Here is a 20,754-nt window from a genome sequence, read left to right as displayed (position 1 = left end):
AGTATGAGACTCTCTTTTATCCCCGTTCCGGTAATGATAGGCGCGTCGGCCATTGTGGCGACGCGCTGCCTGGAATTCATACTGTTACTCGATGCCATGGGCTTTTCAGGGCTGATGAGTTTTATCGAAGTCAGCGCCGAATCCTGGCTCAATTGCTTCATCATGCTCGCCAGCCTGGTGATTATTCTGGTGGAATGCCGTGCCGCTTACGCCATGATGCGTGCACGCCGCTGGGGGCGCTGGGCGTTTATCGGCTGTCAGGCCATCGTGGTCAGCTATATGTTGCTGGCGTCATTTGACTGGTTCGGGCCACGTATCTTTCGTTTTAACGTTGAAACGCAGGGCGAATTCTTGTTAGCGCTGCTGGAGCAAAAAATCCCCGATATGGCGATCCTGTTGTTGCTCTTTCTGCCTGCCAGCAGCCGTCGCTACTTTTCCAGACGTAAGGCTGAAAATAAATAAGTCCGGCTGCCAGTGAGCCTTTCGGGCCGCGTGGTGGTACACTGCGCGCCAGTTTTTTTCAGCATCTGATGACCGGACTTCTTTCATGCATTGCGCACTCTACACCGCAGGAACCTGCCGTTCCTGCCAGTGGCTCGACAAACCCTATTCCCGCCAGCTGGCTGACAAACAGCAAGATCTGCACGATCTGCTGAGCGGGCTGCCGGTGGGCGAATGGTGTGAACCGGTGACCGGCGAAGAGCGCGCTTTTCGAAATAAAGCCAAAATGGTAGTCAGCGGCAGCGTTGAACGACCGCTGCTGGGCATGCTGCACCGCGACGGCACGCCGGTCGATTTATGCGATTGCCCCCTTTATCCGGCCAGTTTTCCGGCGGTGTTTTCCGTTCTCAAAACCTTTATCGCCCGCGCCGGGCTGACGCCGTATAACGTCGCCCGTAAGCGCGGCGAACTGAAATTCCTGTTACTGACAGAAAGCCGGAAAGACGGCGGCATGATGCTGCGTTTTGTTCTGCGCTCGGACACCAAACTGGCGCAACTGCGGGCCGCACTGCCTTGGCTGCAACAGCAACTGCCGCAGCTGAAAGTGATATCTGCCAATCTTCAGCCGGTGCACATGGCTATTCTCGAAGGCGACACGGAAATTGCGCTGACCGACGTTCAGCGGCTGGAAGAGGATTTCAACCAGGTGCCGCTGTTTATCCGCCCGCAAAGTTTCTTCCAGACCAATCCGCAGGTGGCCGAAAAACTCTATGCCACGGCGCGCGACTGGGTGCGCGAGCGCGGTAATATCGCCAGCATGTGGGATTTATTCTGCGGTGTGGGCGGTTTCGGGCTGCACTGCGCGACGCCGCAGATGAAACTGACCGGTATTGAAATCAGCGCTGAAGCCATTTCCTGCGCGAAAGAATCGGCGGCGCGGCTGGGGCTGCAAAACGTTGAGTTTCAGGCGCTCGATTCCACCGGTTTCGCCACCGGAAAGGGCGAGGTGCCCGATCTGGTGCTGGTGAACCCGCCGCGTCGCGGTATCGGTAAAACCTTGTGTGATTATCTGAGCCGCATGGCGCCATCCACCGTGCTTTACTCCAGCTGCAATGCGCAGACGATGGCGAAAGATCTGGCGCTGCTGCCGGAATACCGCATCGCGCGCGTCCAGCTTTTCGACATGTTCCCGCACACCGCGCACTATGAAGTGATGGCGTTATTAATTCGCCATGACGCTCCACGGTAATTAACGCTGACAGCGTCAGGTGTTATTCCCGGCCCCTGGTAAAAGAACGTATAAATATATCGGTTACTTCCGTGTTACCGGCAGAGAGGTTATTGATTTAACGCGGGGGGAATAATCATGACTGAGTTCACAAATCCTTTTTTTAATCCGTAAAAGCGGATTGTCTTCATGTTTTTAGTTTCGTAAACCCGCTATGTTTGCCTCCGGATTGTTACTGCATCAGCAGGCAAAACCTGAACTGAAATCTCGCGCGCCTCGGGGGATTTCTGTTCAGGTTTTTTTTTGCCTGTCATAAATGCACCCAGAAAAATCACTCTACCTCGGGTTATGACGCAATGGAAAAACAGGCTATGGAAAAGCACGCACGGGCACTGGCATTAGGGCTTCTCTGTGTTCCCGCACTGGCATGTGCCGGGATCGACGATATTGCAGAAACGGATTTTATCAAAAAAAGTTCGCTGGAATTCGGTACGCACAATATCTGGAAATACCTGAATGAAGGCGAAACGGATAAACGCTACGTTCACTCGGCATGGGGGCAGGGGCTGTCACTGGATTACACGTCGGGATATCTCTCCGACGTTATCGGTGTTGATGCCTCTTATTATGGCGTAATCAAACTCGCCGCCGCCGATAATTTCGCGTCGAGAGGTATTTTGTATAACGATGAGGGTAAGGCGAAAGGTTTCAATAAACTCGGTCAGATTTATGGCAAGGCAAAATTATCTGAAGGCGGAGTGGATGCCAATCTCTACGGCGGCTGGAAACTGCTTAAACTGGGCGTATTAACCACATCGATGCGTGCTGCGCCTAATACGTATCAGGGCTGGAGCGGGGATATTACCTACGACGCCTACCGGTTACGTCTGGGTTACGTCACCCGATCATCAAACCGTGACTCACCGGATAAAGTGGATTTTCAGACCAGCGATTCAAAGTCGATAAACGCCATTTATACCGGTGATATTCAGGTCAAAACCGACAATCTGACCGCGCTGTATTTCTATGGCGAGAGTGAAGATTATCTGCGCAGAAATGGCCTCGAGCTGAAAATAACACAAAATAAAGCGCTGTCTTATGGCGTGCAGATATACATGACCGAAGGGCTGGATAAATGGAACAGCATGGCGAACAGCAAAAAAGATTTCGACACCCGTGCGAATCACTACGCCACCGACGTGACCTGGAAACACAACGGCTGGGTCACCAAAGGCGGGCTGGCTTATACCGAGGCCAATAAAGACGGCGGTATCGGCATGTATCCGAGGCACATGAGCAAAAATTCACGCGGCACCTTTAACTCGATGACCACTGCGGGGCTCGATTACATGCGTGACGAAGAAAAAGTGCTGTCGCTGGACGTCGGTTACAACCTCACTCCGGAGGTGTTAGTCGGCATTAATACCCACTACGGTTTCTTCGATTATCAGGGGCAGTCGGTGCAGGAGGGGGAATTCAACCTGTATTCCGTCTGGAAACCGGCATCGAAAAAGCTGAAAGATTTGTCTCTCTTCGTCCTGATTGGTCCTGGCCGGACGTATGAACATAAAGGCACCGCGCCGATTGTCGATCACCACGGCAATATTAAAGATACCGACAGTTTTGCGGCGGAATTCCGTCTGGACTACAAATTCAAAATCTTTTAATTAACCTCAATGATAAGGATGCTGTTATGAAAAATAGCTTAACGAAAACGCTGTTCTCTTTATTGGCTTTCAGCCTGCCGCTGTTCCTGAGCAGCGTAACGGTGTCGGCGGCGACGCCTGGGGTTCAGGCCGCCGGTGAAAAGGGAGAAGTGACTTTTTACGTTACCCGTCATGGTAAAACCTTGTTCAACGCCGCGCACCGGGCGCAGGGCTGGTCAGACACGCCGCTGACCTCCGCCGGGGTGGAAGTGGCAGAACAACTTGGCCGCGGCCTGAAAGACATTCACTTTACCGCTGCCTTTTCCAGTGATGCTGGCCGCGCGCGGCAGACGGCAAAAATTGCCTTAGCCTCAGCCGGGCAACCCCTGCCGGTCAGCGAAGATCAGCGCCTGCGTGAAACCTTCTTCGGCCCGTTTGAAGGGGAACATGAATTACTGATGTGGGAGCCGGTGGCGAAAAAACTCGGCTATAAAGATTTCGCTGCCCTGACGCAGGCGCTGAATAACGGTCAGGTGACGCTGAAAACCATGATGAATACGCTGGCTGAGGTTGATCCGTCGCACACCACCGAAAACGCGGCGCAGGTCCATCAGCGTATGCAGGCCGCACTGACAGATATCGCCCGCAAAGTCAGCGCACAGGGCGGCGGCAATGTGCTGATCGTCTCTCACGGCATGGCGATTCTGGCGATGCTCGAAGGGATGACGCCTGAAGAAAACCTGCGTGCGCCATTACAGAACGCCAGCGTCACGGTGATCAAGTATAAAGACGGTAAGTTTACGGTCGGTAAAATCGGGGACATGCATTACGTGGAGAAAGGGAAAGGGAATTAGGTTGAAACCGTTTGCCTGATGTAACGTCAGATAAAATAAGCGCAACAGGGAGGACTCTGTTGCGCTTATTTCGATTATGGGATCAGCGTGTTCAACACATAGAAAAGTTTTTCAGCGCCTTTATTGGACTGAGTCAGGGTAAACTGATGCTGTGCTGAATGATGCGTCAAAATTTTAATGGTCTTATTCAGGCTACCACTTATCGACAGGGCTTTTATATCGCTTAATTCAAGACGGAAACATTTGTATGCTTTTCCTAAGTCACAAATCATTTCACTCCGGGTAATAACAACGCCACGAGCGCCACTGCCAAACACCGTATCATCAAAGTAAAATAATACGTCTTCTGCTCTGAGGAGCGGCATTTTAATGCTGGCATTCAGGGACGTTAAAAATTTACCGAGCTTAAGCGTGTCCATCTCATCATCACGGTAAAAATGCAGGGCTTTATCGGTTGAGGTGACATCATTCATATGCCAGGGATCTCTGCTAAGTCCTTCGGTCGAGGTGGTATCACCGAGCGATCGTGCAGCTGATGCTGCCACAGCCCCGCTTCCCGGCAGCAACGTGGTGGATGTGGTCGTAATGGTCTGCGTAATATTGCGCGTGTAACCCTGGACGGCAGTATTTCCGCGCATATAACCGGAAACTTGCTGCGGCACTTTAATCTTTGACTGAATGATTGACGTTTGTGCCCTGAAAGCTGTTCTCACTGACGCGACAATCGACACGACGAGCAAGAAAATCATCGGCGCAGAAAGCCACATCATGGAGCATTTAAACAGCGTAGTCTGCGTATCCAGCCGAAGCCTGTTGAGACGCAGACAATATATGACGGTCAGTGAGGTATAGGCGATGAAGCAAATGAGCGATAACTGTGCAGAAGGTGAGTAAGCGCTAAAATTATGAATCCCCGGAGTGACTAATAATGCAAACAGGATGGCGCTGAACAGGGCCCCAGGAAGTAAGTTTTTAATCGTTTTAAGAGATCTTAAAATATTATAGAAAATCCAGAGCGACAGTGCGATCCATCCGAAGACCGGGATCATCATGACGAGGATCGTAATAACGAGACTGATGATAATACCGGAAAGGATTTTTTTATGTTGTCCGGTATGGATCAAATAATAGATAAAATAACCCATCGAAAATAACACTAACGCAGGAACAGCAATCAGGAAACTTGCGGGCATAACAAAGATAGCTACGCCCGCAGACATCATAATGATAAAGCAAAGCAGTGGCCCGGCGGCTGTTCTTTTGACTTCAGATTCCATTTCAGTCGTCATAGAAAATTGATCCCTGTATTTTCTTTTTATCTTAATTAAATAAGTAAGTCATGGGCACGAAATGACCCGGCACATGAATATACGCTGCAAATCTTTATAAATACACCCTCAGCACCCGCGGACATCGGGAGAGACATATTAACGTCCGGTCGCCAGCTGGTTCATGACTAACACCAGTTTATCGAATACTTCACTGAACAAATGCTCACTGAATGGCGCAAGCAGCGGCATCATCATACCGATGGAGAGAATACCGATGCTGAGTGTCAGCGGGAAACCGATGACGAAAACGGAAAGCTGCGGCGCCACGCGGTTGAGTATGCCGAGCGCCATGTTGAGTGTCAGCAGCAGGGTGACAATTGGCAGGGCGAGCATCAGGCCGCCGCTGAACACAATGCTGCCCGCCTGTGCAACTGCCATGAAGCCCTGAGCATTCACCGGATTGGGGCTTATCGGCAAGGTGTGGAAACTGTCGGCCAGCAGGGAAATCAACCACAGATGACCGTTGAAACTCAGAAACAGCAGCACCGCCAGCAGGTTGAGAAATTGTGCCAGCAGCGGAGAGTTCAGGCGGTTACTGGGATCGTAGAACGTGGCGAAGGAGATGCCCATTTGCAGGCCCATGATTTCACCGGCCATGCGGATCGCGGCGAACGCCAGCTGCATGGTCAGGCCGAGCGCGGTACCAATCATGATTTGCTGCATGGTCAGCCACAGCGCAGGCGTGGAGAAAATCGGGGTGTCGACAACCGGCAGAGCCGGGGCGATCAGAAAGGTGATCATCGCCGCGAGGCCAATTTTAACCTTTTTCGGCACCTGTTTTTCGCTGGTGATCGGCGCGGTGCTGATCAGCGCCAGAATGCGCAGCATCGGCCAGAAATACATGCTCAGCCATCCGGCTAACTGGGTGCTGTCAAAAGAAACCATAGGTTAACCGATGATGTACGGCAGGCTGGAAAACAGCGTGCGCATGTAATCAAGCAGCAGATTGAGCATCCACGGACCCGCGATGACGATGGTCGCCACCACCGCCAGGATCTTCGGAATGAAGGACAGCGTTTGTTCGTTGATTTGCGTCGCCGCCTGCAACAGGCTGACGATAAGACCGGTGACCAGCGCAGCCAGCAGCAGCGGGGCAGCGACCGCAAGTGCGACTTTCATCGCTTCATTGCCAATCGCCATTACCGATTCAGGAGTCATAGATCTCTCTTTAAATGTGAACCTGCGTGGGCGGGCTTACGTGTCATTTTTACGCCGGCAGTGCCCGCACTGACGGCGACGCTGACGCCCATAAAATCAGGCAACGGCATGAATTAACTGTAGAAACTCTGCGCCAGCGATCCGAGCAGCAACTGCCAGCCATCCACCAGCACGAACAGCATCAGTTTGAAGGGCAGTGAGATAGTGGCGGGCGGCACCATCATCATCCCCAGCGCCATCAGCACGCTGGCCACCACCAGATCGATAATCATGAACGGGATAAAGACCGTGAAGCCAATCTGGAAAGCCGTTTTCAGTTCGCTGGTGACGTAAGCCGGTAACAAAATACGCATCGGCACCGCTTCCGGGCCAGCCAGCGGTGGCAGGTTGGCGAGGCGGGCGTACAGCGCGAGGTCACTTTCACGGGTCTGGCGCAGCATGAATTCACGCAACGGCTGAGCGCCTTTATCCATGGCATCCTGCATGCTGATTTTGTTTTCAGTGAACGGCTGATAAGCGTCGGTGTAAATCTTGTCGAAAACCGGCGCCATGACGAAGAAGGTCAGAAACAGCCCGAGGCCGAGCAGAACCTGGTTCGGCGGTGCAGACGGCGTGCCGAGGGCGTTTCGCAATAAACCCAGCACGATGATAATGCGGGTAAAGCTGGTACACATCAGCAGCATCGCGGGCAGCAGGGTCAGCGTGGTGATGAAAACCAGCGTCTGGATCGGCAATGACCAGTTTTGCGCACCGTTCGCCATTTGCTGGCTGATGATGCCCGGTAATTGCGCAAACGCGGCGGGGCTGGCGAGCAGCAGCAGCGGCAGACAACGGGTAAGCAAGCGAACAGGACGCTGACGGACAGCGTTAACTACGGAACTCAAGAAGGTCATGCCTGCTTTCCCGGACGTTTCAACATTTTTTGCATCAGCTGACGGAAATCAGCGGGCTTGTCGGCAGCAGCGCCCGACGTGATATCGGCCGGTGGCGCGCTCAGGGTATGCAGCGGTGTGATGTTGTGGGCGGTCACGCCCAGCACCAGCCAGGTATTGTCCACTTCCACAATCACCACTTTTTCACTGCGCCCGACCTGACAGCTGGACGTGATTTTCAGCAGCTTGTTATTTTTTGCCTGCGGTGCGAGACCGGTCCGTTTCGCCACCCAGCCGATAAACAGAATCAGCAGCAGAATACCGCCGAGCACGGAGCTGACTTGCGTCAGCACGGAACTGGCGGGCACCACCGGCGCGGAGGCATGGGCAGTGGCGGGCGTCACCGCCCCGGAAAGGTACGGGGAATCCGTCGCGGCAGTCTGGCTCATCAGCGGCTCAGACGACGCATACGTTCTGATGGCGTGATGATATCGGTGATGCGCACGCCGTATTTATCAGCCACGACCACCACTTCACCCTGAGCAATCAGATAACCGTTGATCAGAATATCCAGCGGCTCACCGGCCAGACCGTCAAGGGAAACCACGGAACCCTGCGACAGGCGCAGCAGCTCTTTAATGGTCATCTTGGTGCGGCCTAACTCCACGGTCAGCTTGACCGGAATATCGAGGATCATATCGATATCCTGCAAACTGCCTGCTCCTTCCTGGGCGCCCAGCGCGGCGAAAACACCCTCGGTTGACGCTTTGGCGCTGCCCGCAGATTGTTGTTCGTTAAACGCATCAGCCCATAAATCGTCAACGTTATCCGATCCGGCGTCAGACGGTTTATTGGTGTCACTCATGGGGCTGTTCCTCATCTAGAGAATTTAAAATTGGGTTGATCAAATGTTCAACGCGCAGAGCGTATTGTTCGTTTAAGGTGCCGTATTTGCTGGTCAGGACCGGCACGCCGTCGACGTGGGCAATCAGGCGATCCGGCTTTTCAATCGGCAGCACATCGCCCGGTTGCAGTTTCAGGATCTGAGATAAACGCAGCGGGATTTCGACGAAGTTTGCCACCAGTTCCAGTTCGGACTGCTGAACCTGGGTCACCAGATTTTCGCGCCACTGGCTTTCTTCATGACGGGAGTTCTCGACCGGCGGATTGGTCAGCAACTCACGGATCGGTTCAATCATGCTAAAGGGAATACAGATGTTGAAATCACCGCTCAGCGCACCGATTTCCACGTGGAACGGCGTCGTGATCACGATATCGTTCGGGGAAGAGGTGATGTTGGTGAATTTGATCTGCAATTCCGCACGGACGTACTCGACGCTCAGTTTGTAAACGCCGCTCCAGGCATCTTCATAAGCATCCAGCGCCAGCGTCAGCATGCGTTTAATCACGCGCTGTTCGGTGTGGGTGAATTCACGACCTTCTACTTTGGTCGGGAAACGGCCATCGCCGCCAAACAGGTTATCCACCGCGATAAACACCAGGCTCGGGGCGAACACAAATAAGGCCGTCCCGCGCAAGGGTTTGAGGTGGATCAGGTTGAGGTTGGTCGGTACCGGCAGGTTGCGGGCAAAATCGTGATAAGGCTGAATTTTGATCGGCCCGACGGTGATGTCCGGGCTGCGGCGCAACAGGTTAAATAGCCCCATACGGAAATGACGGGCAAAACGCTCGTTAATGATTTCCAGCGCCTGCAGACGCTCGCGGACAACGCGGCGCTGAGTCGTGGGGTCAAAAGGTTTAACGCCGTCGTCGGACGCCAGCGTTTTCGCTTTTGTGGTTTCAGCCGCGCTGTCGCTGCTGTCACCGTTGAGCAGTGCGTCGATCTCGGCCTGTGAAAGAATGCTGTCGCCCATAATTTGTTTATCGCAGTATGAAAGCAGTGAAAAGCACGTCGTTGATCGCCTGTGGGGGCTGACCTTTGACCAGTGGCACGTCCAGAACTTGTTTGATTTCCTGCACCAGTTGCTGCTTGCCGGTTTCACTGACTAAATCCGACGTTTTCTGGCGTGAAAGTAACAGCAGCAAGCGGCTGCGGACTTCAGGCAGATACTCATTCAGGATGGCGCGGTTTTTTTCATCCGGCAGACGCAGGGTCAGGCCGATGTAAAGCACACGGTCAGGATCGTTATCCGGCGTTTGCAGGTTGACGGTAAAGGTGTCCAGCGCCAGGAAAATTGGCGGCACCGGCGGCTCATTTTTTTTCACTTCAGCGGTCTGCGAACCCGGTGCTGACTGCTGTTTGTGCAACATCCACCAGGCGTAACCCGCCGCACCACAAGCACCAAGGGCCACCAGTAAAAGCAGAATCATTAAAAGCGGTCGCTTTTTTTTGCGCGAGGCCGAGAGAGCGGAGTCAGACATGGATGAGGCGATTTCCTGTAAGTATGGGCAGATAAGCTGAGGGAAGCCCAACCTGCCGGATCAATTCTGAAAATGATTATCCCGCTTATCCTGTTGTTCAATAGTCAGAATAGGCGGGAAAAATAAGGTCAGCTCTGCCGTTTGAATTAAGTGAACACTGACCGTCAGCAACTACCTGAAACAATTTTGCGAACAATTACGCAAAGATATCGACGCTGTTGTTACCGCCAAGACGCTGTGCGAGCGACACCGGCACCGGCAGGGCGTCTGCCGCGGCATTCACGCCACCGGCATTAAAGGCCGCCCAGCTTGAAGCGTTCCCCTGCTGCGAACCGGATTGTGAACTTTGCTGTTGCGCCTGTTGCCACTGCGAGCTGTCGCTGCCGACGCTGCTCTGACCGAGGCTGATGCCGTTATCCGCCAGCGCCGTTTTCAGATCAGGCATCGCGGCTTCAATGGCGGACCGCACCGCACTGTGACCTGAGACAAAGTGCAACTGCGCCTGGTTGTTTTCAATCTTCATGCTGATCTGGATGGAACCCAGATCCTGCGGATGCAGGCGCAACTCGGCGGTCTGCTGCCCCTGACGGTTGAACATCATCACCTGCTGACCGAGTTGCTGTTGCCACTCCGGCGTCCCCAGCTGCGCGTTGAGCAACGGCGTGGACGGCGCGGTCACGGCGCTGGTGGTGGTCGGCGTGGTTGACACCGGCGCAGAAGAGACGGCCACCGCGGCGTTGTTCACCAGGTTCAGGGCGCTGTCCGGCGTCCGGCTGTCGGTCTGTGCCGCCACGGCGACATTGCCGTTAGCCGCGGTCATCGCAGCCAGCGCGCTGGAGAAATCAGGGCTGGCGGCGGAGGTGTTTTTGCCTGCCGCGTGCGCGGTGGCGGTACTGGCCGTGGCCGGTGCGCTGCTGTCGGTCACGGCGGTTTTACCGTCATCGGCCAGCACTGAAGAGGCGGTGGTGGTCAGCCCGGCAAGTAATGCACTCTTTTTATCGGCATCGGCGGTGTCTGAGGACAAGGCGGACTGCGCCGAAGCCGCGGTCGCGGTGGTCAGTGGCTGCGCCGGTTGCTGTTGCGCGGCGAGCTGGGCAAACAGCGCCTGCACCGGCAGGGAGGTAGCGTCGTCAGCCTGGGTGTCTTTGTCTTTATCGGTGAGCGCGGTATTTTTGACCGCAGAAGGGTCGGTGCCTTTCAGGCTGCCGTTGGGCAACAACTGGATCGCCGCAATCATTTTGCTCAGGTCGCTGTCGTCCAGCGCCAGGCTGCCGTCTTCTTCGCCGGTGGTCACGGCCTGAGTCAGCGTGGCTTTGTCCAGGATCTGGCCTTTGGCACTGATTTTCTGGCCGAGCTGAGATAACTGGCTGGCGAGTTTAGGATCGAGTTTTTCGCCCAGCTGCGCCTGCAACTGGCTGGCAAAATCTGCGGTGGCGCCGGTCGTGGAAACATCACCGGTGGCGACAGCATCCGACGCCGTGCTGGAAGAGGCCGCGGAAACGGTGGTTTTCACCGAGGTGACGGCCGCAGGCAAGATATTCAGATTCATAGCGTTTTTTTCCTGTAAGCGCTGCGTTGGGCAAATTCATCGTTCTGCTTTTGATCCATCTTGTTCTCATGCGAACGCTGCTGTTCACTGGCACGGGTTTGCAGGGTCTGATACGCATTCAGTCGCTGTTGTTTATCCTGCCACTGATTGACGGCGGCATTGAGCCGCTGATCCCATTGCTGCAACTGCTTGCGATGCTGTTCAATCGCCACTTCCAGCGTGCCGATAAATTGCTGGTAGTTCTGCCAGGTATTGGCCGCAATTCCGCCGGTCATGGTGGTGTTCAGTTTTTCGCGGTACTCACGCTGATAGTTGAGCAGCATGGTGAGCTGTTCCTGAGCCTGAGAATGCGATTGCCGGATTTGCCCCAAATGATTGGTCGCCTGATCCAGCGCTTTTTGCGCCAGAGAACAAAGGGTGATCAATGGTGATGAACTTTCCATTCGATATTCCTCATACCCTTCATTGTTTGCCCTGATACAGCGCGCACGTTGATGGATATAGTTCTGTGTGTAATGTCTTAGCCAGGGAACAGCATGTTCAGTTCCAGACAGGCGTCTTCATACGTGCTGCGTTCCATGATGTCCTGCTGGAGAAAGTTCTCCATTTGCGGGTACAAGCGGATGGCGCGATCGAGCATCGGATCGCTGCCTGCCGCGTAGGCACCGACGCTGACCAGATCACGGTTACGCTGGTAGCTGGACAACAATTGTTTGAAATTTCGTACACGGGAATACTGGTTGTCGTCGATAAGCGATGTCATGGCACGGCTGATCGACGCTTCTATATCAATGGCCGGATAGTGGCCGGACTCCGCCAGACGGCGCGATAACACCACGTGGCCATCAAGAATGGCGCGGGCGGCGTCGGCGATCGGATCCTGCTGGTCATCCCCTTCGGTCAGTACGGTATAGAAGGCGGTAATCGAACCGCCGCCGCTAATGCCGTTCCCTGCGCGTTCAACCAGCGCAGGCAGTTTGGCGAAAACGGAAGGCGGATAGCCTTTGGTTGCCGGTGGCTCACCGATGGCAAGGGCGATTTCACGCTGGGCCATGGCGTAGCGGGTCAGGGAATCCATGATCAGCAGCACGTGCTGCCCACGGTCACGGAAATCTTCTGCAATGCGCGTGGCGTAGGCGGCTCCCTGCATACGCAGCAGCGGCGAGACGTCGGCCGGTGCTGCGATGACCACGGAACGGGCGCGGCCTTCGTCACCTAAAATGTTCTCGATGAAGTCTTTGACTTCACGTCCACGTTCACCAATCAGCCCGACCACGATCACATCGGCCTGGGTGTAGCGGGCCATCATGCCGAGCAGAACGGATTTACCCACGCCGGAACCGGCAAACAGGCCCATTCGCTGGCCGCGACCGACGGTCAGCAGTGCGTTGATGGCCCGCACGCCCACGTCCAGTACGTCGGTGATCGGCGTACGTTGCAACGGGTTAAACGGCGGAGTGATAAGCGCGGCGCGATAGCCGGTGTCCGGTGGCGGTAAGCCATCCAGCGGTTTGGCGCTGCCGTCAAGCACGCGGCCCAGCAGTTGCGGGCCGAGCGGAAGCTGCTTGCCGGCCATGTGGCCGTCGGGAGAAATACGCGCGTAAACGCGGGCGCCCGGCAAAATACCTTCGACTTCTTCCAGTGGCATCAGAAACAGATTCTGGCCGTTAAAACCCACCACTTCGCTTTCTACTTCCTGCACCACTTTGCCGTCATGACGTTCAATCAGACAGGTGGCGCCGAGCGGCATCTGCAAGCCGGTGGCTTCGAGGATCAGCCCCGTCGCGCGGGTCAGACGGCCATAACGGCGCACGGTCGGCGTGCGGCTCATGCGTTTTTCCGCATCGTCGAGGGATTTCAGCAGGCGGCTCAGGCGGGCGGTCATCCGAGATCTCCCGGCGCGGCGAGGCGGCACAGTTCATGCCAGCGCGTGGCAATCGAGGCATCCATATCGCCATCTTCCGCACTGACTTTACAGCCACCGCTGTGGATCTGATTATCTGCCAGCAAACGCCAGCCGTGCATACTGAGGCTGGCGCCGAGTTGCAGTTCGACCCGCTCAAAATCAGCCGGGTTGACGCGCAGCTGCGGTTTGCCTTTAAACATCGGCTCCAGCTGGATCAGCTGCTGGATCTGAGTGAGCAGGGCGGAACCGTCACAAATCGGGGCCTGACCTAAAATCTGTTTGGCAGCGGTCAGCGCCATTTGCATCAGGCGCGAGGCGATCACGCTGTCCAGCGCGTCGAGCGTTTGCTGGAAATCGGCCACCAGAAGCTGCCAGTGTTCGGTGAGAACGGCCTGCTGTTGCTGACCTTCCAGTAAACCCTGCTGTTGCCCGGCTTCCTGACCGGACTGAAATCCGGCGGCGTAACCCTGTTTCTGACCGGCTTCAAGACCTTGCTGAAAACCCTGCTGCTCGGCGCGGCGTTGCAGGTTCAGCAGCTCATTCTGATCGACCTGCACCTTGGGCTGGCCGTCGTCCTGCTCTTCTTCACCTTCCTGAAACAAAGGCTCAAGCGGGCTGGCGAAAGAGGGCATCGCCAGATCGCCCGGCCGCCACGGCTGCCACGGCAGGGCGTTAAGACGCTCGGTCTGCCGCTCTTCAGCGGTTTTCTTTTCCGGTACCGGCTGGTCATTCATTGGATCAGACATAAGAATCCTCGCCGCCGCCGACTACCATTTCGCCAGACTCTGCCAGACGGCGAACCGTTTGCAGGATGGCTTTCTGTTCGTTCTCGACCAGAGACATACGCATCGGGCCACGGTTGGCCAGATCGTCGCGCAGGATGTCGGCAGCACGCTGCGACATGTTGCGCAGGAACTTCTCGCGCAGTGGCTGCTCGGCACCTTTCAATGCCACCAGCAACGATTCGCCTTCGATTTCCTGCAACAGGCGCTGGATACTGCGGTCGTCCACGTCCACCAGGTTTTCGAACAGGAACATCTCGTCGATAATTTTTTGTGCCAGTTCGCCGTCGTAACCACGCACCGCTTCGATAACCGCTTCTTCCTGCTGAGTTTTCATCAGGTTGATGATTTCTGCTGCCGTACGAACACCGCCCATCTTCGAACGTTTGAGGTTCTGGCCGTCGAGCAGGTTGTTCAGCACTTCGGTCAGCTCGGCCAGCGCCGCTGGCTGGACACCGCCAAAGGTGGCGATACGCAGCATGACGTCGTTGCGCAGACGCTCGTCGAACAGCGCCAGAATATCGGCCGCCTGACCCCGTTTCAGGTGCACCAGGATAGTGGCGATGATCTGCGGATGTTCGTCGCGGATCAGATCGGCGGCAATCACCGGCTCCATGAAGTTGAGCGTTTCCATGCCGCTGGTGGTTTCGCGCGATTCGAGAATGTCTTCCAGCAAGCTCGAGGCACGCTCTTCGCCCAGCGCCTTGGTCAGCACTGAACGCAGGTATTCGCTGGTGTTCACACTCAGCGCAGCATACTGCTCGGATTCGTCCTCGAATTCATTCAGGACCTCGGCCAGCTGCTTGTTGGAGATCTGATGGATATTCGCCATCGCGCCACTGATTTGCTGAACTTCACGCGGGGAGAGGTGTTTGAACACCTCCACCGCACGGTCTTCGCCCAGGGTTATCATCAAAATGGCGCTTTTTTCAGTTCCGGTCATAGTCATGGTTGTTCGGTACTCATCCATTGGCGGATAACCAGGGCGACGATACGCGGATCTTTATCGGCCAGCTCCTGTACTCGTTGAGTCTGTACTTCGACGCTGACGCGCTGCTGTGAACGTTTACGTTTCTCCAGCTCGTCGGTGCTGAGTTTGACCGGTTTGCTGCCTTCAGGTTGTGGCATGGAAGCGGCAAGGGCAGCGGCGGCAATGGCTTCTTTCTCGGCCTGCTGTTTGCGCAGCATCGGACGAACAATCTTGCGCCACAGTATCCAGGCCACAATCAGCACCAGTAACCAGCGACCGGCATCGATCAGTTGGTCGAAGAACGCCTGTTGTTTCCAGAACGGCAACTCTGCGGTGTCATCCGCGGCTTCGTTGAACGGTGTATTCACCACGTTCAGCGTATCGCCACGTTCGGTAGAGAAGCCCATCGCTTCGCGAACCAGATCGTCGATCTTCTTCAACTGTTCGTCGGTCAGCGGTTTGGATTTGCCATCCGTTCCCACCTGATAGTTGACGACCACTGCCGCAGACAGGCGCTGTACCGCACCGGCGCTGTGCTGGGTGTGGGTGATGGTGCGATCCACTTCATAGTTAGTGGTTTCATCACGACGGCTGTTCGATGGCACCGTTGAACGGTTCGCCGTGCTGTTTTGTGCGCCGTTCTGAGCGTTGCCAGCCTGATTCTGAGCCGTGTTGGCCGCAGGCGGTGTGGTCACCGGTGCTGTCGCTGCCGGTGCGGGCTGATTGCTCAGCGCACCCGGTACGCCGCCCACTGAAGAGCCACCAATCTGATCGCTGGTGCTGAGCTGGCGGGAACGTACGGCGGCTTTATCCGCAGCACCGTTCGGCTGGTAATTTTCGTCAGTTTGTTCACGGGTGGCGTAATCAATCTGCGCGGTGATTTGTGCGTGCACGTTGCCGTTGCCGACCACCGGTTGCAGAATCGCTTCAATGCGGCGTTGCAGGCGGCCTTCCACTTCGTTGGCGTATTTCAGCTGTGACGCATTGAGATCGCGGCCATTGCTGTCTGACTGCGTCAGTAAGTGTCCGCTCTGATCGACCACGGTGACGTTGGCCGGAGGTAAACCGGAAACGCTGCTCGACACCATATAAACGATGGCGTTGATCTGGCCATCATCAAGGGCGCGGCCCGGTTGCAGATTCAGGGTGACGGAAGCGGAAGGGTTTTTCTGTTCGCGTACGAATAAAGAAGGTTTCGGAATGGCTAAATGCACGCGGGCGCTCGAGACCGGGCCCAGCGTTTCGATGGTGCGGGAGAGTTCACCTTCCAGTGCGCGCTGATAGTTGATCTGCTCGCTGAACTGGCTGATCCCAAATTTCTCCTGATCCATCAGTTCAAAACCGACGGCGCCGCCTTTCGGTAAACCGGCCGCAGCCAGTTTCAGACGGGTTTCATACACTTTGTCAGCGGGAATAAGGACTGCGCCACCGTTATCAGAAAACTGATAAGGGATATTCATTTGCGTCAGTTGGGTGACGACCGCGCCACCATCTTTGTCGTTGAGGTTGCTAAACAGCACCTTATAAGTAGGCTGCTTAGCCCACAACATCATAACAACAACAATAGCCACGGCTGCCGCAGCAGCAATGGCGATAGGGACTTTTGGGTTGGCGCGCAGGCGATTAAGCAGAGCAGTGAAACCGCTTCCAGGGTTTTCTGCGCCGGCTATTGCGGAACTCATACAAGATCCCTATTTAGCTGTTGGACGGTGGTGTTCATGTTGTCTCTTAACAAAACAGACTCCCAGGTGCGCAATCGGTGAAGCGTGACATTTTTCAAACCCCCACACAGGCAGGCCTATTTTCTAGGTGAGCCATTATTTGTCGCGCAGGGCAAAGTTAATGGCCCGATAAGCCATGGTTTTTGCGGTCAATTATGGCGTTTAGGAAAAAACTGATGTGATAGGGTGTCATTCCATGAAAGAACCCCATTGGTCACCGACAGAGCGTTAAGCGGAGAAAGCATGTCAATTCAAGGCATTGAGAGTGTTTTACAGCAAATGCAGGCCACTGCAGTGCAGGCAGGCGCGGCTAAGCAGACCGACACCACGTCAGAAGCCGGTTTTGCCAGCGAACTGAAAGCGGCATTAGGCAAGATCAGTGAGACGCAAAACAGCGCCAAACTGCAGGCTGAAAAACTCGAGATGGGCGTGCCAGGCGTCAGCCTCAACGATGTGATGGTCGATCTGCAAAAATCCTCTATTTCATTACAGCTTGGCGTGCAGGTCAGAAATAAACTGGTGGCGGCGTATCAGGATGTGATGAATATGTCGGTGTAGGTGGTTAGCAAGATCTTCAGGAACTACAGCTATTACCGCAGTTGAGTACAGTGTTGAAATGTTTAATTACGTAATCTAAAGGCCAAGATCCAATTGAAGAGTGTACATTTGACAGAAGTCGCAATAGCTCAGGCTCTAAAGTGACAGAAAATTATATCTTTAGTGGAACTCATACTGATGGAAATTGGCCGCCAACATTTTTTGGTTGAGAAGATACCAATCAAATATAAGAGTACATGAGCTCCTTATATTGCTTCGAAAGCATACCCTGTTCGTATTATTATAGTTACGAGCAACTCAGACCGAATTACCACAATCGCATAATCTGATTACAGTGGTATTGTCTTCCGAGGGCCATTTTCCCGTCAGCTAATAATTTTAAAAGTCAGACAGCACGTTCGATGTAACCTGGAATATTTCAACATAATTGGATGAGTATCAGGGGTATTCAGCTTTTTTATGACGAATGATGGTGGTAACACAACAACATTACGGATGGTAATAAAGTGATTAATTTTTGATGCGTCTCCTAATTCATCAGAAGATTACTTGATATTGCGCATAGTAAATATGGGTGATTAATACCCATATTACAGGAAATTTCTTCGAGATTTAATTGTATGTTCTGATTGGTAATGCCACTCAAAAAGAGTGGCAACACTTCATTTTGACTTACATGAAAATCTGAATATATATATTATTGAAACGAATAAAAGTAGGTCAAAGCTGAAGTTCATCCCGAAAAGATGCTTTGACATGTCTCTATACCCTTCACCAAAGAAAGCCATATAAAATTGAGAGCACCCAATAGTTGAGACAATGAAAAGTAAACCAGAGAGTTCATTTTTTCTGAATGAAAGTGAAAGTATGAGCGAGGCTAATAAAATTAAAAACCTATAATCTTTGAATAAGTAATCCTTCATCAATGTTAACTGATAGTAAAAGCCTTTGTTGTTAATTATTAAATCCATGGCTTTGTATACATGAAAATAATTTTCAGTTAATTGGCTTTTTACTCCAGAATCAAATGGGAGCATGAATATTATTGAAGGGTGCTTAATGAATTCAGACAGACTATTTTTAAAGTTGGCATCAACGTGTTGGTTAAAGCATTTTTCACCTATATCGGTTTGAGTTACTCCTTTACTTGTATCAAACCGATTTCCCCACGCATCAATCCCTACGCAGGATTCATCAACGCCGTCAGGTAAAACTATGCCATTTAATCTTTCATATTCGTAAATGCCGAAATATTCAGAATGATATTTATTGTAAGTTACGGTAGAAGTCGCTGCAATAATGCAGAAGATAGCCATAACTAAAGATATAATCATTAGTGGAAGCTTAATAAAAATCTGACCTCTATTGAATAAGCAATAATAGGCGATAGCAATTATTGGGATGTAGAAAAACTGGCTCTTACTACAAGCAATGACGGTAATGCTAATAAATGCTATTAGAATATTGAGAATGTTATCTTTAAAAGTAGATAATATAAATAGTGGAATGAAAATCATCAAAACTTGTTCTTGGTAAAACGAACCAAAAAATGCCAAGTTTGATGATGAAATTATCGGCAATAAGCTAAGTAAATATGCTGCAGCAGTAATGAGCTTGTTATTATTTTTGTTTAATTTAAAAAATAAAAAAGTAATTATACATATATATATGACTTTTAATATTGATGAGTATAACGACAAGCTAAAATGGTCAGTAAAGAAACTAATAATAATTGCATATGTATAAACCAAATAACTGTATGAGCTTATGTAGTCATAGCTAAAAATAGAATCAATTTCCGGCTTTAGTGGGAATGATTGCGGGATGTCTTTTGTAAACTGGTTGATGTTATCTATAAATGGAAATATAGATCTGTAATAATCACCTGTGTTAACCATGTAAAGCGAACTGGATGTTATAGCTATCACGATTCCTATCGCAATAGACGCAATAATCTGTTTGGTAGAGATGTTCATTTACTTGCCTTTTTTGACGATGTAACGAGGTCTTTGTTTTGACTCAGTGTAAATTCTTCCAATGTATTCTCCTAGAACGCCAATGCCGATAAGTTGGATGCCTCCTAAGAAAAGAATAGATACCAGTAAGGACGTATACCCCTTGACTGGGTTACCAAAAGCGATAGTATCAAATATCATCCATGCCCCGTATAAGAAAGAAAATCCAGCTACTAGCAAGCCAATATATGTCCACATCCGAAGTGGAAATGTTGAAAAACTAGTTATACCTTCTAAAGCCAAGTTCCAAAGCTTCCATCCGTTAAATTTAGAAGTCCCAGCAACTCGTTCAGCTCTCCGGTATTGTACAACGTCAGTTTTCCCCCCAACCCAGCTAAGAACACCCTTCATAAATAAGTTGCGTTCGGGGAGTAGTTTTATATTTTCTACAACTTCACGGGACATAAGTCTAAAATCGCCAACATTTTCTTCAATTTTTGGTGTGCTGATTTTATTATGCAGTTTATAGAACATTTCAGCTGTTTTGCGCTTGATATGACCATCGCTTGATCTGTCAAATCTTTTTGCTAGGACCATGTCTGCTCCTGCAAGCCATTTTTCTATTAGTTCTGGTATGACGGTGATTGGGTCTTGTAGGTCAACATCAATAGGAATAACTGCATCACCTGAGGCATGCTCAAGTCCTGCAAACAGAGCTGGCTCTTTGCCGAAGTTTCTCGTGAAGTTAATGGCCTTTACGTTTTTATCAGACAGGGCCAACCCATTTATAATTGACTCCGTTGAGTCTTTACTTCCGTCATTTATGAAAACAATTTCAACCACATGTTGTGAAAACTCTACATATTCGCGCACTTCTTTATAAAAAATCGGTATGGTGTCTTCTTCATTGAAGACGGGAACAACCAGCGAAATATTCATTATTCTTCCTTAAATACAACGTATGTAGAATACAAAAAACCTACAAAAAGACTTATTGCTGAGAAGCCTAATAAGGTGATGATCGGATTCAGGGAAGCTTTATCAGCAAGATATCCACACGCCAGGGCTAGTAGCCCCATGAAGCCGACATACATGAAGTATTTTGAGGTTGTATGCTCAGACTGAAAAGTCCATTTAGCATTTACAAAAAAGCTGAAAGTTACTGCAACGCAAAAACCTGCGAAGTTACTCAGCATTTGGTTATGGCTTGAGGAGTAGAAAACTACTGCGAATGTTACCCAGTGTAAGGCCGTGTTCATGCCTCCTACGACTGCATACTTTAAAAATACTTTTAACATTAGATTGGTCTTAAAAAAATTGATTGGTCGATCCTAGCACCTGTAACGGTTAAGGCAAGGATGCGTAAAGAATTGTAATACTTTTTTTTCTGGTTAGAAATAA

21 protein-coding genes and 1 pseudogene are annotated in these 20,754 nt (G+C 52.0%); 5 read left to right on the top strand and 17 right to left on the bottom strand.

The features are described 5' to 3' along the window. Positions 1-3 precede the first annotated feature (3 nt). The 4 genes and pseudogenes from ABSH60_RS01075 to ABSH60_RS01060 all read left to right on the top strand — a co-directional run bounded on the left by ABSH60_RS01075 (position 4) and on the right by ABSH60_RS01060 (position 4,169). Entirely contained in the window at positions 4-462 is a 459-nt protein-coding gene (locus ABSH60_RS01075; protein WP_056769846.1) for a YbjO family protein, read from the top strand. A 70-nt stretch (positions 463-532) separates the two neighbouring features. Further along, a pseudogene (rlmC, locus tag ABSH60_RS01070) lies at positions 533-1,690 on the top strand (23S rRNA (uracil(747)-C(5))-methyltransferase RlmC); the annotation flags it as partial. 350 nt (positions 1,691-2,040) lie between these two features. Next, on the top strand, positions 2,041-3,336 hold the full coding sequence (locus ABSH60_RS01065) for an OprD family outer membrane porin (RefSeq protein ID WP_390972332.1): 1,296 nt from the start codon (positions 2,041-2,043) through the stop codon (positions 3,334-3,336). A gap of 26 nt (positions 3,337-3,362) precedes the next feature. Further along, positions 3,363-4,169, top strand: a complete 807-nt coding sequence (locus ABSH60_RS01060; RefSeq protein WP_390972330.1) for a histidine phosphatase family protein — start codon at positions 3,363-3,365, stop codon at positions 4,167-4,169. 74 nt (positions 4,170-4,243) lie between these two features. Here ABSH60_RS01060 and ABSH60_RS01055 read toward each other — a convergent pair whose 3' ends face one another. The 14 genes from ABSH60_RS01055 to fliF form a co-directional block, all read right to left on the bottom strand. Next, positions 4,244-5,458 (bottom strand): hypothetical protein, encoded by a 1,215-nt coding sequence (locus ABSH60_RS01055; RefSeq protein WP_390972328.1) that lies wholly within the window; start codon positions 5,456-5,458, stop codon positions 4,244-4,246. 138 nt (positions 5,459-5,596) lie between these two features. Beyond that, positions 5,597-6,385 carry a flagellar biosynthetic protein FliR gene (fliR, locus tag ABSH60_RS01050; protein ID WP_056769860.1) on the bottom strand — a complete coding sequence of 263 codons (789 nt, stop codon included), beginning with the start codon at positions 6,383-6,385 and terminating at the stop codon, positions 5,597-5,599. A 3-nt stretch (positions 6,386-6,388) separates the two neighbouring features. After that, on the bottom strand, positions 6,389-6,658 hold the full coding sequence (fliQ, locus tag ABSH60_RS01045; RefSeq protein WP_056769862.1) for a flagellar biosynthesis protein FliQ: 270 nt from the start codon (positions 6,656-6,658) through the stop codon (positions 6,389-6,391). A 113-nt stretch (positions 6,659-6,771) separates the two neighbouring features. After that, the gene (fliP, locus tag ABSH60_RS01040) at positions 6,772-7,551 is read right to left on the bottom strand and encodes a flagellar type III secretion system pore protein FliP (protein ID WP_056769869.1); all 780 of its coding nucleotides are present in this window, start codon (positions 7,549-7,551) and stop codon (positions 6,772-6,774) included. Continuing rightward, positions 7,548-7,979: a flagellar biosynthetic protein FliO gene (gene fliO / locus ABSH60_RS01035; RefSeq protein WP_390972325.1), complete on the bottom strand. Its 432-nt coding sequence runs from the start codon at positions 7,977-7,979 to the stop codon at positions 7,548-7,550. Before fliO ends, fliP begins: the two co-directional genes overlap by 4 nt. Next, positions 7,979-8,395, bottom strand: coding sequence for a flagellar motor switch protein FliN (gene fliN, locus ABSH60_RS01030; RefSeq protein WP_056769872.1), 417 nt, complete (start codon positions 8,393-8,395; stop codon positions 7,979-7,981). The genes fliO and fliN overlap by 1 nt, the downstream gene beginning before the upstream one ends. Continuing rightward, the gene (fliM, locus tag ABSH60_RS01025; protein ID WP_056769874.1) at positions 8,388-9,404 is read right to left on the bottom strand and encodes a flagellar motor switch protein FliM; all 1,017 of its coding nucleotides are present in this window, start codon (positions 9,402-9,404) and stop codon (positions 8,388-8,390) included. The genes fliN and fliM overlap by 8 nt, the downstream gene beginning before the upstream one ends. 7 nt (positions 9,405-9,411) lie before the next feature. After that, a complete protein-coding gene (gene fliL / locus ABSH60_RS01020; protein ID WP_056769878.1) occupies positions 9,412-9,912 on the bottom strand; it encodes a flagellar basal body-associated protein FliL in 501 nt (166 codons plus the stop codon). 196 nt (positions 9,913-10,108) lie between these two features. Beyond that, a complete protein-coding gene (locus ABSH60_RS01015; RefSeq protein ID WP_390972322.1) occupies positions 10,109-11,461 on the bottom strand; it encodes a flagellar hook-length control protein FliK in 1,353 nt (450 codons plus the stop codon). After that, positions 11,458-11,904: a flagellar export protein FliJ gene (gene fliJ / locus ABSH60_RS01010; RefSeq protein WP_056769886.1), complete on the bottom strand. Its 447-nt coding sequence runs from the start codon at positions 11,902-11,904 to the stop codon at positions 11,458-11,460. The genes ABSH60_RS01015 and fliJ overlap by 4 nt, the downstream gene beginning before the upstream one ends. Before the next feature lie 77 nt (positions 11,905-11,981). Next, positions 11,982-13,346 (bottom strand): flagellar protein export ATPase FliI, encoded by a 1,365-nt coding sequence (gene fliI / locus ABSH60_RS01005; RefSeq protein WP_122095049.1) that lies wholly within the window; start codon positions 13,344-13,346, stop codon positions 11,982-11,984. Further along, positions 13,343-14,113, bottom strand: coding sequence for a flagellar assembly protein FliH (gene fliH / locus ABSH60_RS01000; RefSeq protein ID WP_122095051.1), 771 nt, complete (start codon positions 14,111-14,113; stop codon positions 13,343-13,345). Before fliH ends, fliI begins: the two co-directional genes overlap by 4 nt. Beyond that, positions 14,106-15,098 (bottom strand): flagellar motor switch protein FliG, encoded by a 993-nt coding sequence (gene fliG, locus ABSH60_RS00995; RefSeq protein ID WP_056769895.1) that lies wholly within the window; start codon positions 15,096-15,098, stop codon positions 14,106-14,108. Before fliG ends, fliH begins: the two co-directional genes overlap by 8 nt. After that, positions 15,095-16,801, bottom strand: coding sequence for a flagellar basal-body MS-ring/collar protein FliF (gene fliF / locus ABSH60_RS00990; RefSeq protein ID WP_390972318.1), 1,707 nt, complete (start codon positions 16,799-16,801; stop codon positions 15,095-15,097). The genes fliG and fliF overlap by 4 nt, the downstream gene beginning before the upstream one ends. Before the next feature lie 282 nt (positions 16,802-17,083). Between fliF and fliE the strand changes: the two genes are divergently transcribed. Further along, positions 17,084-17,398, top strand: a complete 315-nt coding sequence (fliE, locus tag ABSH60_RS00985; protein ID WP_390972316.1) for a flagellar hook-basal body complex protein FliE — start codon at positions 17,084-17,086, stop codon at positions 17,396-17,398. A 662-nt stretch (positions 17,399-18,060) separates the two neighbouring features. Here fliE and ABSH60_RS00980 read toward each other — a convergent pair. Genes ABSH60_RS00980 through ABSH60_RS00970 form a run of 3 tightly spaced genes read right to left on the bottom strand, consistent with a single transcriptional unit; the run spans position 18,061 to position 20,651 of the window. Beyond that, the gene (locus ABSH60_RS00980; protein WP_390972314.1) at positions 18,061-19,374 is read right to left on the bottom strand and encodes a hypothetical protein; all 1,314 of its coding nucleotides are present in this window, start codon (positions 19,372-19,374) and stop codon (positions 18,061-18,063) included. Then, a complete protein-coding gene (locus ABSH60_RS00975; protein WP_390972312.1) occupies positions 19,375-20,292 on the bottom strand; it encodes a glycosyltransferase in 918 nt (305 codons plus the stop codon). Next, the gene (locus ABSH60_RS00970) at positions 20,292-20,651 is read right to left on the bottom strand and encodes a GtrA family protein (RefSeq protein ID WP_217203347.1); all 360 of its coding nucleotides are present in this window, start codon (positions 20,649-20,651) and stop codon (positions 20,292-20,294) included. The genes ABSH60_RS00975 and ABSH60_RS00970 overlap by 1 nt, the downstream gene beginning before the upstream one ends. Positions 20,652-20,754: the final 103 nt, after the last annotated feature.

The organism is Rahnella sp. R3(2024) (genome assembly GCF_042920125.1).
GTDB classification, from domain to species: domain Bacteria; phylum Pseudomonadota; class Gammaproteobacteria; order Enterobacterales; family Enterobacteriaceae; genus Rahnella; species Rahnella rivi.
Note: the sequence above shows the minus strand (reverse complement) of the source record. Positions and strands in the feature narration are given on the sequence as shown.